Below are 16,172 nucleotides of genomic sequence, written 5' to 3' on the forward strand. Positions count from 1 at the left end.
CATGAATCGCGAACTGTTGATGTTGGTTGAAGCCATTTCGCGTGAAAAGAACGTGGAACGCGATGTGGTTTTTGGTGCCGTGGAATCCGCGCTGGCACAAGCCACCAAGAAGCTGTACCAAGGTGAAGTAGACATCCGCGTGTCCATCGATCGCGAAAGCGGCGACTACGACACCTTCCGTCGCTGGGTGGTCGTGCCCGACGATGCAGGCCTGCAAAATCCCGACGCCGAGGAAATGCTGATGGACGCGGAAGACCGCGTTCCCGGCATTCAGCCCGGTGAATTCATCGAAGAGCAGATCGAGTCTCTGCCCATCGGTCGTATCGGCGCCATGGCTGCCAAGCAGGTCATCCTGCAAAAGATTCGCGATGCCGAGCGCGAGATGCTGCTCAACGAATTCCTCGAGCGTGGCGAAAAGATCTTCACCGGCACCGTCAAGCGCATGGACAAGGGCGACATCATTGTCGAGTCCGGCCGTGTCGAAGGCCGCTTGAAGCGCGGCGAGATGATCCCCAAGGAAAACCTGCGCAACGGCGACCGTGTGCGCGCCATGATCATGGAAGTGGATGCCACGCTGCGCGGCGCTCCCATCCTGCTGTCGCGCTCGGCCCCCGAATTCATGGTGGAGCTGTTCCGCAATGAAGTGCCCGAAATCGAGCAGGGCCTGCTGGAGATCAAGAGCTGCGCCCGTGACGCCGGTTCGCGCGCCAAGATCGCCGTGCTGAGCCACGACAAGCGCGTGGACCCCATCGGCACCTGCGTCGGCGTGCGTGGCACCCGCGTGAACGCCGTGACCAACGAACTGGCCGGCGAGCGCGTGGACATCGTGCTGTGGTCCGAAGACCCCGCCCAGTTCGTGATCGGCGCCCTGGCTCCTGCCAATGTCTCTTCCATCGTCGTGGACGAGGAAAAGCACGCCATGGATGTGGTGGTGGACGAGGAAAACCTGGCCATCGCCATTGGTCGCGGCGGTCAGAACGTGCGTCTGGCTTCCGAGCTGACGGGCTGGAAGATCAACATCATGGACGCTGCCGAGTCTGCTCAGAAGCAGGCCGACGAGTCGGCTGTCTCGCGCAAGCTGTTCATGGAGAAGCTGGATGTGGACGAGGAAATCGCCAACATCCTGATCGAAGAAGGTTTCGAGACCCTGGAAGAAGTGGCCTATGTGCCGCTGCAGGAAATGCTCGAAATCGAATCCTTCGACGAAGAGACGGTGAACGAGCTGCGTAGCCGCGCCAAGGACGCTCTGCTGAGTCAGGAAATCGCTCGCGAGGAAAATGTGAGCAAGGCGTCCGAGGATCTGCTGTCGCTGGATAGCATCACGTCCGAACTGGTGGACAAGCTGGCTCAGGCCGGTGTGCACACCCGTGACGATCTGGCCGATCTGGCCATCGACGAGCTGACCGAAATCACCGGTCAGACCGCCGAAGAGGCCAAGGCCCTGATCATGAAGGCACGTGAGCACTGGTTTACCGATGGGCAAGAGTAAGGTCAGGGAGGTTCAGAGTATCTATGTCGAGTAATACGGTTGCAGAATTTGCGAAAGAGCGCAACACGACCCCTGACACCTTGCTGCAGCAGCTCAAGGCAGCAGGGGTTGACAAGGCGACTGCGGGCGATGTGCTGACTGAAGGTGACAAGCAGCGCTTGCTGACTCATCTGCAGGCCAGCCATGGCAGCGGAGCCAAGAAGATCACGTTGACCAAGAAATCAACCAGCGAAATCAAGCAGGCGGATGCGGCGGGCCGCGCCCGAACCATTCAGGTGGAAGTGCGCAAGAAGCGTACTTTCGTCAAACGAGAAGACACACCTGCGGAAGTCCAGGCCAATGCCGAAAGCATGGCCAAGGCGGTGCAGGAGCGTGCCACAGCGCAAGAATTGGTACGTCGTGAAGAAGAAGCTCGCCATCAGGTAGAGCAGTTGCGCCATCAGGAAGAAGAATTGGCCAAGGAACGTCAAGAGCGCGAAGAGCGCGAACGCCGCGAGCGTGAAGCCGAAGAACGCGCAGCTGCTTACGCGGCTGCAGAAGCTGCCAAGGTAGCGGAAGCGAAAGCGGCCAAGGAAGAAGTCAAGCGCGAGCATGCTGCAGAAGCTGCTGCCCGCGCTACTGCACAGGCCGAAGCTCGAGCCAAGGCAGAAGCCGAATCCAAGGCCAAGGCCGACGAGGAAGCCTCTCGTGCCAAGGACCTGGACGAACGCCGTCGCAAGGCTCTAGCCGAAGCTGAAGCCATTCGCGCCATGATGGCCGCACCCAAGAAGGTGCTGGTCGCCAAGAAGCCCGAAGAGCCCAAGAAGGCAGCTCCTGCTGCTGCAGAGGCCAAGAAGGCAGCTCCCGCCAAGGATGGCGCCAAGCCTGCTGCAGGTGCCAACGCCGGCAACGGTGCGCGTCCTGGCAAGGAAGTCAAGTCCGCCAAGCTGTCTTCGAGCTGGTCTAACGATGCGGCCAAGAAGAAGGAAATCAAGACCCGTGGCGACAGCTCCGGTGGTGTGGCTGGCCGCTCCAACTGGCGCGGTGGCCCCCGCGGTGGCCGTCGTGGAGGTGACCGTCACGAGCAGCAACAGCAGCAGGCGCCCGAGTTCCGTCAGCTGGAGATCTCGGTGCCCGAGACCATCACCGTGGCCGAGCTGGCTCACAAGATGGCCATCAAGGCGTCCGAAGTCATCAAGGTTCTGATGAAGATGGGCCAGATGGTCACCATCAACCAGCCGCTGGACCAGGACACCGCCATGATCGTGGTGGAAGAAATGGGTCATACCGCCAAGGTGGCGGCGCTGGACGATCCCGAAGCCTTCACCGCCGAGGAAGTCTCCAACTCCGAAGCCGAGCAACTGCCCCGCGCTCCCGTGGTGACCGTCATGGGCCACGTGGACCACGGCAAGACCTCGCTGCTGGACTACATCCGCCGCACCAAGGTGGCGTCGGGCGAAGCCGGTGGCATTACCCAGCATATCGGTGCCTACCATGTGAAGACGCCTCGCGGCATCATCACCTTCCTGGATACTCCCGGTCACGAGGCCTTCACGGCCATGCGTGCCCGTGGTGCCAAGTCCACCGATATCGTGATTCTGGTGGCGGCTGCCGACGACGGCGTGATGCCCCAGACCAAGGAAGCCATCAAGCACGCCAAGGCGGCTGGTGTTCCCATCGTGGTGGCCATCACCAAGGCCGACAAGCCCGAAGCCAACCCCGATCGCGTCAAGCAGGAGCTGGTGGTGGAAGAGGTGCTGCCCGAAGAGTACGGCGGCGACTCCCCATTCGTGGCCGTGTCCTCCAAGACGGGCCAGGGCATCGACGAGCTGCTGGAGCAGGTGCTGCTGCAGGCCGAAGTGCTGGAACTCAAGGCGCCCGTGGACGCCGCTGCCAAGGGTATCGTGATCGAAGCCCAGCTGGACAAGGGTCGCGGTACCGTGGCTACGGTGCTGGTGCAGTCCGGTACGCTGAAGGTCGGCGATGTGGTGCTGGCGGGCCAGACCTATGGTCGCGTGCGAGCCATGCTCGACGAAGACGGCAAGCAGACCAAGGAAGCCGGTCCTTCCATCCCTGTAGAGATTCAGGGTCTGAACGAAGTGCCCCAGGCGGGTGACGACTTCATGGTGCTGAGCGACGAACGCCGTGCCCGTGAAATCGCGACCTACCGCGCCGGCAAGTTCCGCAACACCAAGCTGGCCAAGCAGCAGGCTGCGAAGCTGGAAAACATGTTCGCCGAAATGTCCGCTGGCGATGTGCAGACCCTGCCCATCATCATCAAGGCCGACATGCAAGGCTCGCAGGAAGCTCTGGCAGCCTCGCTGCTCAAGCTGTCCACCGACGAGATCAAGGTTCAGCTGGTGTACTCCGGCGTGGGCGGTATCTCCGAGTCCGACGTCAACCTGGCGCTGGCTTCCAAGGCCATCATCATCGGCTTCAACGTGCGTGCGGATGCTCAGGCCCGCAAGACCGCTGAAGGCAACGATGTCGACGTTCGCTACTACAACATCATCTACGACGCCGTGGATGAGGTGAAGGCTGCGATGTCGGGCATGCTGGCTCCCGAGAAGCGCGAAGAGATCATCGGTATGGCCGAAATCCGTACCGTGTTCGTGGCGACGAAGATCGGCACCATTGCCGGCTCGTACATCACGCAAGGTCACGTCACCCGCAACGCACACTTCCGTCTGCTGCGCGACAACGTGGTCATCTACACGGGTGAGATCGAGTCGCTGCGTCGCATGAAGGACGATGTCAAGGAAGTCAAGGAAGGCTTCGAGTGCGGTATCAAGCTGCGCAACTACAACGACATCAAGGAAGGCGACGTGCTGGAAGTGTTCGAGATCAAGGAAATCGCTCGTACGCTGTAAAAGCTATAGCTGCTAGCGGTAGTTGAATAAGGGTTTGAGGCTGAAAATGCCTCGAACCCTTTGTAGATCAAGCGCTACAAGCTCTTTTTTTGATACATGGCAACCAAACGCAAATCTGCTGCACCGAATCGCAGCTTCAAAGTTTCCGACCAGATCCAGCGCGATCTGTCGGAGCTGATCGCCCGCGAGTTGAAGGACCCGCGCGTCGGCATGGTCACGCTGCAAAGCGTGGAGGTGACTCCGGACTATGCCCACGCCAAGGTATTCTTCAGCGTGCTCGTCGGTGATCCCGAAGTGACGCTGGCTGCACTCAATCAGGCCGCAGGCTTTCTGCGCAACGGCCTGTTCAAGCGTCTGCACATTCATACCGTGCCCACGCTGCATTTCATCTACGACCGCACTACAGAGCGCGCTGCCGACATGAACGCCTTGATTGCCAAGGCTGTGGCGTCGCGCGGTCCCGAAGAGGAATAAGCACATGAACGCCCCTCGCACCCGGGTGCAGCGGCGCCCTGTGCATGGGGTGTTGCTGCTTGATAAACCGCTGGGCTGGTCCAGCAACGATATCCTGCAAAAGGTCAAGTGGCTGCTGCGCGCCGAAAAGGCCGGGCATACAGGCACGCTTGACCCGCTGGCCAGCGGCGTGCTGCCGCTGTGCTTTGGCGCTGCCACCAAGTTCAGCCAGCTTCAACTCGAAGCCGAGAAAACCTACGAAGCCATTGCCCGCCTGGGCCAGACCACGACCACGGCCGATGCCGAGGGCGATGTGGTGCTGGAGCGTGCGGTCGATCTGGCTGCCATCACACCCGAGCGTCTGGCGCAGGTGCAGGCACGATTCACGGGCGACATCAAACAGGTGCCGCCCATGCACAGCGCCTTGAAGAAGGACGGCAAGGCTCTCTACGAATATGCCCGCGCAGGCGTGGAGGTGGAACGTCCCGCACGCGATGTCACGATTCATGCATTGAATCTGGCTCTGGTGCAGGATGACCAAGGGCATCCTGCTATCAAGATGAGGGTGACCTGCAGCAAGGGCACTTATATCCGCACCCTGGGTGAAGACGTGGGCGAGGCCTTGGGCTGTGGTGCCCATCTGCGTTTTCTGCGCCGCGTGGAAACCGGCGGCCTGGAGGTGTCGCGCTGCGTGACGCTGGAGGCGCTGGAAGCCATGAATGACGAAGAGCGCGTCGCGCAGGTTCAGCCTGTCGATACCCTGCTGCATCGTCATGCCGTCGTCACCTTGGGTGAAGAGGATGCAGGACGCTTTCTATCAGGCTTGCGCCGCCGAGGGTCTTGGGCCGATGCCCCGGCCGTGGCGGTGTATGGTGAGCGCCCGCATGCCCTTTTGGGGGTAGGCCGTGTGGTGCGTGGGGAGCTGATTCCCGAGCGCCTGCTCAGTCCGCTAGAAATTCAACAAATTTTGGAAGGAACGCCGCGTCCACAAGCAAGCGGCATTTTGGAAACATTATGAGCAAACAAATCCGCAACATTGCGATCATCGCGCACGTTGACCACGGCAAGACCACCATGGTGGACCAGCTGCTGCGCCAGTCCGGCACTTTTGCCGAGCACGAAAAAGTCGTCGACACCGTGATGGACAACCACGCCATCGAACGCGAGCGCGGCATCACCATCCTGGCCAAGAACTGCGCCGTGTCCTGGAAGGACACCCACATCAACATCCTCGACACGCCCGGTCACGCGGACTTCGGCGGTGAAGTGGAGCGCGCCCTGTCCATGGTCGACGGCGTGGTGCTGCTGATCGATGCGCAGGAAGGCCCCATGCCCCAGACGCGTTTCGTGACCAAGAAGGCACTGGCCCTGGGTCTGCGTCCCATCGTGGTGGTGAACAAGGTGGACAAGCCCGGTGCCAACCCCGACAAGGTGATCAACGCCGCTTTCGACCTGTTCGACAAGCTGGGTGCCACCGACGAACAGCTGGACTTCCCCGTGGTCTATGCCTCCGGTATCAACGGCTGGTCGTCCAAGGAAGAGGGCGAGCCCGGTGCCAAATGGGGCGAGGACATGTCCGCCCTGTTCGACACCATCCTCGAGCATGTGCCTGCCGTGAAGGGCGATGCCAGCGCCCCCCTGCAGCTGCAGGTTTCCGCTCTGGACTACTCCACCTTCGTGGGCCGTATCGGCGTGGGCCGTATCACCCAGGGTACGCTCAAGCCCGGCCAGCAAGTGGCCGTGATGGCCGGCCCTGATGGCAAGAGCTACACCGGCAAGATCAACCAGGTGCACACCTTCCAGGGCCTGGACCGCGTGCAGGCTACCGAAGCCGGTCCTTCCGAGATCGTGCTGATCAGCGGTATCGAAAACATCGGTATCGGCGAAACCATTACCGACCCCGCCAATCCCCAGCCTCTGCCCATGCTGAAGATTGACGAGCCCACACTGACCATGAACTTCTGCGTGAACACCTCGCCCCTGGCAGGTCGTGAAGGCAAGTTCGTGACCAGCCGCCAGATCTGGGACCGCCTGCAAAAGGAACTGCGCTCCAACGTGGCTCTGCGCGTCAAGGAAACCGACGAAGACGGTATCTTTGAAGTGTCCGGCCGTGGCGAACTGCACCTGACCATTCTGCTGGAAGAAATGCGCCGCGAAGGCTACGAGCTGGCCGTGTCCAAGCCCCGCGTCGTGATGCAGACGATCAACGGCGAGAAGCACGAGCCTATCGAGCTGGTGACGGCCGACATCGAAGAAGGCCACCAGGGCGGCGTGATGCAGGCACTGGGCGAGCGCAAGGGCGAGCTGGTGAACATGGAGCCCGATGGCCGCGGTCGCGTCCGTCTGGAATACCGCATTCCCGCACGTGGCCTGATCGGCTTCACCAACGAATTCCTGAACCTGACACGCGGCTCCGGCCTGATCGCCAACATCTTCGACAGCTACGAACCCCACAAGGGCGACATCGGCGGCCGCAAGAACGGCGTGCTGATCTCCATGGACGACGGTGAAATCTTCACCTACGCCCTGGGCAAGCTGGACGACCGTGGCCGCATGTTCGTGAAGGCCGGCGACCCCGTGTACGAAGGCATGATTATCGGCATCCACAGCCGCGACAATGATCTGGTGGTGAACGCCACCCGTACCAAGCAGCTGACCAACTTCCGTGTGTCCGGCAAGGAAGACGCGATCAAGATCACGCCTCCCATCGAGCTGTCGCTGGAATACGGTGTGGAATTCATCGAAGACGACGAGCTGCTGGAAATCACTCCCACCAGCCTGCGCGTGCGCAAGCGTCACCTGAAGGAGCATGACCGCAAGCGTGCTTCGCGTGACGCGTAATTCACAAGCTCAGGCTGTGAATCCCAAAAAGGCCCTCAGGGGCCTTTTTTCATGCCTGCGCGGCCAGCTCGCAAACCTGCTGCACCAGCCACTGCGCCATGGGCGAAAGACTGCGCCCGCGCTGCCAGACCACGCCATAGCTCGATGCCATGGCCGGCACCTGCCGTGCCCTCACGGCCTGTAGCTGTCCTCCTTGGAGCCAAGGACGCACCGCAGGTTCGATGGCGGCCAGCACGGTATCGGTGTGCAGCGTCAGCTGGATCAGGCTGTTGACATCGTCGCACTCCACGGCCAGCAGATGCTTGTCATGGCGCAGCTGCAACTGGCTGCACAAGGCCTCGCGCACGGGCTGGGGCAGGCGCACGGCAGCCAGGCCATGGGCATGCAGCTGGGTCAGCGTGAAATCGGCTTGCGCAGACTGCAGCAGCGGGTGGCCGCTGCGCACATAGAGACCGCCGGGCTGGGCAGGCAGGGCACGCACCGTACAGTCGCTGCCCGCGGGCAGCTCGCGGGTCTCGGCCACAAAGAATTCGATCTCATCGTCCTTGAGGCGCTGCAGCAATTGCTGCCAGTTCCCCATGATGGCGCGCACATGTACCGCGGCAAAGGCTTTGCGGGCCTGCTGCAGCAGCGGCGGCAGCAGAAACTGGGCTGGAAACGGGCCAAAGCCGCAGGCCGTGTCGCCCATCTGCCGATCTCGGTAGAGCTGCACATCGCGCTGCAGATTGCGGCTTTGGCGCACCAGCTCACGCGCGCGCTCCAGCACAAACTGGCCTGCCGCCGTGGGGCGAACCTCTCCTGCACCGCGCTCGAAGAGCTTCATCGCAAATTCTTCCTCTGCAGCCTGCACGCTGCGTGTCAGCGCGGGCTGGCTCAGATGCAGCTGTTCGGCCGCACGGGCGTAGTTGGCCTTGTCGGCCAGCATGACCAGATGCTGCAGTCGGCGTATGTCCATGGTGATGAGTTCAATGCATTGAAATTTCTCAGACTATGCATTGGACGCAATACATGGTGCTGCCCAGAATGTGACAGCAGCCTCGGTGGAGTTGAAGCCTTTTTGAGCTCTGACGTAGATCCATCAAGCGCTGACCGCTATAACAAAAGGAGACATATATGGAATTTCGGCTCACCCCCAAAGCCGGTGCTGCCGCATTGCTTGCCGCTGGCGTGCTGGCTGGCTGCGCAGCACCTTCTGCCGTTTCGCAAAACGGAGGTTCGCTGCAGCCAGGCCAGGTCAGCAATGCCACGCGCGAGGTGATGGCCACTTTTGCACAAAGCCTGCCGCCTGACGAGGCTCAGGATCGCGAAGATGCGCAGCGGGGCCTGATAGCCCGGCCCACAGGCCAGATCCGGGGCGCCGATGGGCGCGTGCTCAAGGATTTTGCGGCCTTTGATTTTGTGCAGGGCGCAACGCCCGACAGCGTCAACCCCAGCCTTTGGCGCCATGCCCGCCTCAATGCCCAGGCCGGGCTGTTCAAGGTCAGCGACGGTATCTACCAGCTGCGCGGCTTTGACATGGGCAATATCACCCTGGTCGAGGGAAAGACTGGCTGGATTGTGGTGGACGCGCTGACCAGCCGCGAGATGGCTGCGGCCGCCATGGCATTTGCCCGCCAGCACTTGGGCAACAAGCCTGTGACGGCGCTGATCTTCACGCACAGCCATGCAGACCATTTTGGCGGTGCCTTGGGAGTCATCAGTCCGGCGGAAGTGGCGCAGCGCAAAGTACCCGTGGTGGCGCCTGCGGGCTTCATGAGTGAGGCCACCAGCGAGAACCTGCTCGTGGGCACGGCCATGGCACGGCGTGCTATCTATCAGTTCGGCACGCGGCTGCCTCTGTCGCCCACAGGCAATGTGGACACCGGCCTGGGCAAGAATCTGGTCAGCGGCCATACGGGGATTCTGCCGCCGACGGTAAGCGTGGACAGGGCCGACCAGGAGATGGTGCTGGACGGCGTGCGCTTTGTGTTTCACAACATGCCTGGGGCCGAAGCACCTGCCGAGCTGACTTTCAGCATCCCCGAGCGCAAGGCCTTCGGAGGGGCCGAGATTCTGGCTCAGACCATGCACAATCTGCTGCCCATACGTGGCGCCAAGGTGCGCGATGCCTTGCAGTGGTCGGCTTATCTGCAAAAGGTGCTGGAGCAGGCTGGCGATGCGCAGGTGCTGTTCAATCAGCACAACTGGCCGGTCTGGGGCAAGGCGCGCATCGCCAGCTTCATCAGCCGCCAGCGCGATCTCTACCAGTTCATGCATGACCAGACGGTGCGCCTCATTAACCAGGGTCTGCAGCCTGCCGAAATTGCCGAGCAGATCAAGCTGCCCCCGTCGCTGGCGGCTTTCTGGGGCGGACGCGGCTACTACGGCGATCTGCGCCATAATGTCAAGGCCATCTACCAGTTCTATCTCGGCAATTACGATGGCAACCCTGCCAATCTGGATCCGCTGCCGCCCAGGCTCAAGGCGCAGAAATATGTGGCGGCGTTGGGCGGTGCCGCCAGGGTGCTGGAGCTGGGCCGCACAGCGACCGGGCAGGGCGACTATCGCTGGGCCGTGGAGCTGCTGCAGCAACTGGTGTTTGCCGAGCCGGACAACACGGTGGCCAAAGAGCTGCTGGCCCGCTGCCATGAGCAACTGGGCTACCGCGCCGAATCCGCCACCTGGCGTAACAGCTATCTGACGGCAGCGCTGGAGTTGCGCGAGGGTGTGGCGGCCATGTCCAAGGATGTATCGGCCATGGCCGAGATGACGGCGCAGATTCCGACCGAGCGCTTTCTCGAAGTGCTGGCCACGCGGCTCGATGCAGCCAAGGCGGCGGACAGGCGCTTTGTCATGAATCTGTCGCTCGACGACGTGGGCGAGCGCTATGTGATCTGGCTGGAAAACGCGGTACTGCATTTTCGCAAGGGGCCGGCACAGCACGATGCCGATGTGTCGCTGAGTCTCACCCGAGCCGCATTTTTGAAGCTTTTATCCGGAGCAGCCAAGCAAGGGCAAGCGTCAGCAGCTATGAAAATTGAGGGTGACCGCGCAGCTCTGGGGGCATTTCTGAAGCTGTTTGATGCCAGCCGTCCCGACTTTCCCATCGTTACCCGTTAGACCGCTGAGCCGAAAACAAAAAACCGCATGGCTGACATGCGGTTTTTTTGTTGGCAGCTTGCACTGCAGGGCAGTGGCAGATTACTTCTGCGACAGAACCCAGGCCACCAGCTTCTTGGCTTCGGCGTCGTTGACCTGAGGGTTGGCGGGCATGGGCACAGGACCCCACACGCCGGAGCCGCCCTTGATGACCTTGGCAGCCAGCTTGTCGGCGGCGTCCTTTTGGCCTGCATACTTGGCAGCCACTTCCTTGAAGGCGGGGCCCACCACCTTTTTGTCGACTGCGTGGCAGGCCATGCAGTTCTTGGATTGAGCCAGTGCCTGGTCAGCCATGGCAGGAGCCACAGCAGCAGCGGACAGGGCGAAAGCGATCAGAATTTGCTTCATCATGAGTTCCCGGGGCAGTTTTAAACTGAGGTTGGATTTTTACCGCATTGTAGTGCGCGCATTGCATATTGTTTGGTGTACGCACTGTTGAGAAATTAAAGGAGGGTGTATGTATTTGTTAGGTCTGGCGATTCTGTTGTCCTTGTTGAAGCTGGCCGAGATTGGGTCGGTCGCCAACTGGAGTTGGTGGTACATCCTGGGCGTGTACGCCAGTGCCGCTGCCTGGTGGGCCTGGGCCGATGCTTCGGGCTATACCAAACGCAAGGCCATGGAAAAGATGGACCAGCGTAAACAGGATCGCATCAACCGCCAGAAGGAAGCGATGCAGCCCGGCAAACGCCGCTGAAGCAAAAAAAGACCCGGCATAGGCCGGGTCAAACAGGGAGTCTTTTACTTCAAGGCTGGCGTGCTGCTGTGTCTGCGTCGAGCACACCTCCGCCCAGCGACTGGTAGAGAGCCACCACATCGCCGTACAGGCTGCCCTGAGCAGCCACGCTGGCGGCGCGTGCCTGCAGCCAGGATTGCTTGGCGGCCAGGGCGGTGGGCAGGCTGGCATAGCCGGCCTTGAGCTGGGATTGGCTGAGCTTCCAGGTGGTTGCGCTGGCGCTTTCGCTGTCCTGGCTCATCTGCAGAGCCTTGCTATCCGTGTCCACGGCGTACAGGGCATTGGCCACATCCTGAAACGCCGACAGCACCGTGCCCTGGTAGCTGGCGGTCGAGGCCTCCAGCTCCGCCTGTGCGGCCTTCTGGTGCGCCAGCAGCGTGCCGCCGCTGAAGATCGGCGCAACCAGGCTGGCGCCCAGTGACCAGACGATGTTGCCTGCCGAGAACATGCGCGCAAAACTCGTGGCTCCGCCGCCGTAGGCGGCAGAAATGCCGAGCTGGGGCAGGCGGGCGGCGGTGGCCACGCCCACGGCCGCACTGGCCTGCTGGATCTGGGTTTCCGCTGCGCGGATGTCGGGGCGCTGCGCCACCAGTTGCGAAGGCACGACCTGGGGCAGCAGCGGCAGCTTGAAGCTTGCCAAAGGCAGTATTTCAGGTGCTTTATCGGGTGTACGGGCCATCAGCGTGGCCACCAGATTGCGCGTCTGCTCAAGAGATTTCTGCAGCGGCGGCAGCTGTTGCTGCAACTGCAGCAGCAGGGTTTGCTGGGTGGCCACATCCATGCCGCTGGCGTAACCATTGGCCTGCTGCTTGCGCATATGCTGCAGCTGCTGCTGGGCCGCATCCACGGCTTGCTGCAGCAGCATGCTCTGCTCCTGCAGCATGGAGGTCTGGATGACGGCTGCCACCAGATTGGCCGCAAGGCTCAGACGGGCGGCCTGCAACTGCAGTCGCTGGTTTTCCTCGGCGGCCTGCAGGCCTTCGACCTGACGGCGGTTGCTGCCGAACAGGTCGGGGCTGTAGGAGACGCTGAGCTGCGCCGTGTGATAGGTGTAGAGCGAGTCCCCGTTGTTGAGCGGTGGCGACATGCTCTGGCCCGTGTTCTGGCGCGAAGGGTTGTAGCCCAGCTGCACCGAGGGCAGAAAATAGCCGCGCTGGGCCACCACGTTCTGGTGTGCTGCGCGCAAAGTGGCCTGGGCGGCTTCGATGCTGGGGCTTTTCTCCATGGCTTCCTGCACCATGGCGTCGAGCTCGGGCGAGCCGAAGGCCTGCCACCACTGGGCGCTGATAGCGCCGGTATCGCTGCCCGGCAGTGTCGTGGCCACGGGGCCGCGGGTCAGCGCCTGCGGCGCTTCGACCTTGGGGCGCACATAGTCGGGTCCCGCGGCGCAGCCAGCGAGCAGGCTGGCGATGCAGGCGGCCAGGCCGATGGCGTGCAGCTTGCTGGTTGGTTGGAATGGTTTACGCACGTTTGCCTCCCAGACCTTCTCGGCGTGTATTGGGTTTCATGCGGCGCAGCACCACCAGGCGCAGCGCAGGCACGACCAGCAGCAGGAACAGGGGCCCGATCAGCATGCCGCCCACGACCACGGTGGCCAGGGGGCGCTGGACTTCACTGCCTATGCTGTGCGAGATGGCCGCGGGCAACAGGCCGATGCAGGCCGATAGCGCCGTCATCAGCAGCGGGCGCATCCGGCTGCGGTAGGCTTCGCCAACCGCGCGTGCGGGTTCATGGCCCAGAGCGCGCAGATCCTTGTAGACGCTGAGGATCAGAATCCCGTCCATGACCGAGACGCCCAGCAGCGAGATGAAGCCGATGATGGCCGAGACGCTGAGCACCTGGCCCGATACATACAGCGCCAGAATGCCGCCGATCACGGTGAAAGGCACGGAAGCCAGGGTCAGCAGGCAGTAGGTGAAGTTGTTGAACAGCGCGTACAGCAGCGCAAACACCAGGCAGAAGGCCACGGGAATGGCAATCATCATGCGGGCCTTGGCCTGTTGCAGGGCTTCGAACTCACCCGCATAGATGATGCGGTAGCCCTGGGGTAGCTGTACCTGCTGGGCGATGCGGCGCTGCACCTCGCTGACGGTGCCGCCCAGATCGCGCCCGCGCGCCGAGAACTTGATGGGGATGTAGCGCTCGTTGCTTTCGCGGTAGATATAGGTGGCACCCGTGTCCAGCGTGATCGTCGCAATGTCCGACAGCGGCACATAGGAGGTGCCGCCAGAGGCCGTGGTGTAACCCACCCGCAGATTGCGCACGTTCTCGGGCGAGGCGCGGCTGACCTCGTTGAAGCGCACGGTCAGGCCGAACTGCTTTTCGCCATCGAGCACCGTGGTGGCCTCGGTGCCGGCCAGAGCGGTCTGGATGGTGCTGGCCACATCGCCGGTATTGAGGCCGTAGCGAGCGGCTTTCTCGCGGTCGATGCGGATGTTCATATTGGGCTGGCCCAGCACGTGGAACACGCCCAGGTCGGCCACGCCGTCGATATGGTTCATGACCTCATAGACCTGATCGGCGAGCTTTTCCAGCGTGTTCAGATCGGGGCCGATGATCTTGACCGAATTGGCCCCTTTCACGCCCGACAGGCCTTCCTGAACATTGTCCTGGATGTACTGCGAGAAGTTGAAGCTCACGCCGGGGAACTCGGCCGCAAACTTGGCCTGCAGCTCGTTGATCAGGCGTGTCTTGGTCATGCCCGGGCGCCATTTCTCGAAGGGCTGCAGCGGTGCGAACAGCTCCACGTTGTTGAAGCCCGAGGCATCGCTGCCGTCGTCGGGGCGGCCGTGCTGCGAGACCACGGAGACTACTTCAGGGTACTCGTTGATGATTCTGCGCATGCGGTTGGCCTTGTCACGGCCGGCCTCCAGCGAGATCGTGGGCGGCATGGAGGCACGAATCCACAGATTGCCTTCTTCCAGGGCGGGCAGGAACTCGCTGCCCAGATGCATGGCCATCAAAGCACCGCCGGCCAGCGCCAGCACACCGCCGGCCAGCACCAGCCGCGTGTTCTTCAGCACCCAGCTCAGCGCAGGCTCGTAGATGCGGTGAATGGCCCGGACGACAAAGGTTTCCTTCTCTTCCACCTTGGTCGGCAGCAGATAGCTGGCCAGCACCGGCGTGACGGTGAAGGTGGCGATCAGTGCGCCGGCCAGCGCGTAGCCATAGGTGCGCGCCATGGGGCCGAAGATCTGGCCTTCCACGCCCTGCATGGCGAACAAGGGCGTGAATGCGGCGATCGTGATGAAGGTCGAGAACAGCACGGAGTTGTCCACCTGGGTGGCGCTCATATAGATCATGCGCAGCCGCGTGGTCCAGCCGTCACCGGGCTGGGTACGGCCACCGTCCGCTCCCTTGGCCATGGAGCGCAGCATGGACGCACGTATGGCAATGGGGCGCTGGAAGTTGCGGAAAATGTTCTCCACGAGAATCACGGCCGCATCCACGATGATGCCGAAGTCCACCGCTCCCAGCGACAGCAGATTCGCCGATTCGCCCGTGAGCACCAGCATCATGATGCTGAAGAACAGTGCAAACGGGATGTTGACGCTGACGATGACGGCGCTGCGCAGATCGCCGAGAAAGACCCACTGGATGAAGAACACCAGCAGGCAGCCGAAGATCAGGTTGTGCAGCACGGTATGCGTGGTCACGCCGACCAGCACCGCGCGGTCGTAATAGGGCTCGAGCTTGACGCCGGCGGGCAGGGTGCCGTCGGAGTTGATCTTCTCCACGGCCGCCTTGACCTTGCCGATCACATCGCTGGTGTGCAGCGTGCGGTTCATGATCACCACGCCGGTGACCACATCGTCCTGCTTGTCGCGGCCGGCTTCGCCCAGGCGCGGAATCGTGCCTTCCTTGATGGCTGCTACATCCTTGATCTGTACGGGTAGGCCGTTCTTCTGGCCCACGACGATGTTGGCGATGTCGTCCAGGTTGTTGACCAGACCCAGGCCGCGGATGTTCACCGACTGGTCGCCCACGCTGATCGCGCGGCCGCCCACGTTGAGGTTGGCGTTGCCTATCGAGTCCAGCAGATTCTTGAGCGTGATGCCATGGGCCTCCAGGCGCTTGGGATCGGCGTCGACATGGTATTCCTTGGTCGTGCCGCCCCAGGTCACGACCTGCACCACGCCGGGCACGGTCAGCAGGCGCTTTTCAATCACCCAGTTCTGCAGCGTGCGCAGATCGGTCAGGCTGTAATTGGACGGTCCCTTGACCTGGTAGCGCAGGATTTCGCCGACCAGGCTGGAAGCCTGGATCTGCGGCTGCACGCCATTGGGCAGGTTCACATTGGCCTGCAGATTGTTGGCCACCTGCGAAAGGGCAAAGTAGTAGTCCGTGCCGTACTTGAAGGTGACGCGCACGAACGAGAGCCCGTAGAACGAGGTGGAACGGATGTTGTCCACATTGGGCGTGGTGGCCAGACCGATTTCCATGGGGCGCGTGTAATAGCGCTCCATTTCCTCGGCGGACATGCCCGATGCCTGGGCCGTGATTTCCAGAATCACGGGTGCGGGGTTGGGATAGGCCTCCACATTGAGCTTGGAGAAGGCCAGCAGGCCCGCTCCCATGAAGGCCAGCAGGGCCAGCAGCACAATGGGGCGGCGCGAAAGAACAAAGGCCAGCAAAGGTCTGAACACGGCAATACTCCTGATGCAGACGG

11 protein-coding genes are annotated in these 16,172 nt (G+C 62.0%); 7 read left to right on the plus strand and 4 right to left on the minus strand.

Translation table 11 applies throughout. The annotated features are described in order from the left end of the window. Position 1: 1 nt before the first annotated feature. From nusA to typA, 5 genes are all read left to right on the plus strand, one after another. Positions 2-1,489, plus strand: coding sequence for a transcription termination factor NusA (gene nusA, locus QMY55_RS09780; RefSeq protein WP_283488410.1), 1,488 nt, complete (start codon positions 2-4; stop codon positions 1,487-1,489). Positions 1,490-1,512: 23 nt separating this feature from the next. Continuing rightward, positions 1,513-4,338, plus strand: coding sequence for a translation initiation factor IF-2 (gene infB / locus QMY55_RS09785; RefSeq protein WP_283488411.1), 2,826 nt, complete (start codon positions 1,513-1,515; stop codon positions 4,336-4,338). A gap of 96 nt (positions 4,339-4,434) precedes the next feature. Continuing rightward, positions 4,435-4,812 (plus strand): 30S ribosome-binding factor RbfA, encoded by a 378-nt coding sequence (rbfA, locus tag QMY55_RS09790; protein ID WP_283488412.1) that lies wholly within the window; start codon positions 4,435-4,437, stop codon positions 4,810-4,812. A 4-nt stretch (positions 4,813-4,816) separates the two neighbouring features. Then, the gene (gene truB, locus QMY55_RS09795; RefSeq protein ID WP_283488413.1) at positions 4,817-5,809 is read left to right on the plus strand and encodes a tRNA pseudouridine(55) synthase TruB; all 993 of its coding nucleotides are present in this window, start codon (positions 4,817-4,819) and stop codon (positions 5,807-5,809) included. Next, positions 5,806-7,632, plus strand: coding sequence for a translational GTPase TypA (typA, locus tag QMY55_RS09800; RefSeq protein WP_283488414.1), 1,827 nt, complete (start codon positions 5,806-5,808; stop codon positions 7,630-7,632). Before truB ends, typA begins: the two co-directional genes overlap by 4 nt. A 49-nt stretch (positions 7,633-7,681) precedes the next feature. Here the strand turns inward: typA and QMY55_RS09805 are convergent, their stop codons facing one another. Next, the gene (locus QMY55_RS09805) at positions 7,682-8,587 is read right to left on the minus strand and encodes a LysR family transcriptional regulator (protein WP_283488415.1); all 906 of its coding nucleotides are present in this window, start codon (positions 8,585-8,587) and stop codon (positions 7,682-7,684) included. Between the two features lie 158 nt (positions 8,588-8,745). On the opposite strand from QMY55_RS09805, the gene QMY55_RS09810 reads away from it, so the two are divergent. Further along, a complete protein-coding gene (locus QMY55_RS09810; protein ID WP_283488416.1) occupies positions 8,746-10,731 on the plus strand; it encodes an alkyl/aryl-sulfatase in 1,986 nt (661 codons plus the stop codon). 81 nt (positions 10,732-10,812) lie between these two features. On the opposite strand, the gene QMY55_RS09815 is transcribed toward QMY55_RS09810, so the two are convergent. Beyond that, complete coding sequence (locus tag QMY55_RS09815; RefSeq protein ID WP_283488417.1) at positions 10,813-11,118, minus strand: c-type cytochrome; 306 nt, start codon at positions 11,116-11,118, stop codon at positions 10,813-10,815. A 109-nt stretch (positions 11,119-11,227) separates the two neighbouring features. Here QMY55_RS09815 and QMY55_RS09820 point away from each other — a divergent pair, with 109 nt between their 5' ends. Next, positions 11,228-11,464 (plus strand): TIGR04438 family Trp-rich protein, encoded by a 237-nt coding sequence (locus tag QMY55_RS09820; protein WP_283488418.1) that lies wholly within the window; start codon positions 11,228-11,230, stop codon positions 11,462-11,464. A 49-nt stretch (positions 11,465-11,513) separates the two neighbouring features. Here the strand turns inward: QMY55_RS09820 and QMY55_RS09825 are convergent, their stop codons facing one another. Further along, the gene (locus QMY55_RS09825; RefSeq protein ID WP_283488419.1) at positions 11,514-12,971 is read right to left on the minus strand and encodes an efflux transporter outer membrane subunit; all 1,458 of its coding nucleotides are present in this window, start codon (positions 12,969-12,971) and stop codon (positions 11,514-11,516) included. Beyond that, on the minus strand, positions 12,964-16,149 hold the full coding sequence (locus tag QMY55_RS09830; protein WP_283488420.1) for an efflux RND transporter permease subunit: 3,186 nt from the start codon (positions 16,147-16,149) through the stop codon (positions 12,964-12,966). The genes QMY55_RS09825 and QMY55_RS09830 overlap by 8 nt, the downstream gene beginning before the upstream one ends. Positions 16,150-16,172: the final 23 nt, after the last annotated feature.

Source organism: Comamonas resistens (assembly GCF_030064165.1).
GTDB lineage: Bacteria > Pseudomonadota > Gammaproteobacteria > Burkholderiales > Burkholderiaceae_C > Comamonas > Comamonas resistens.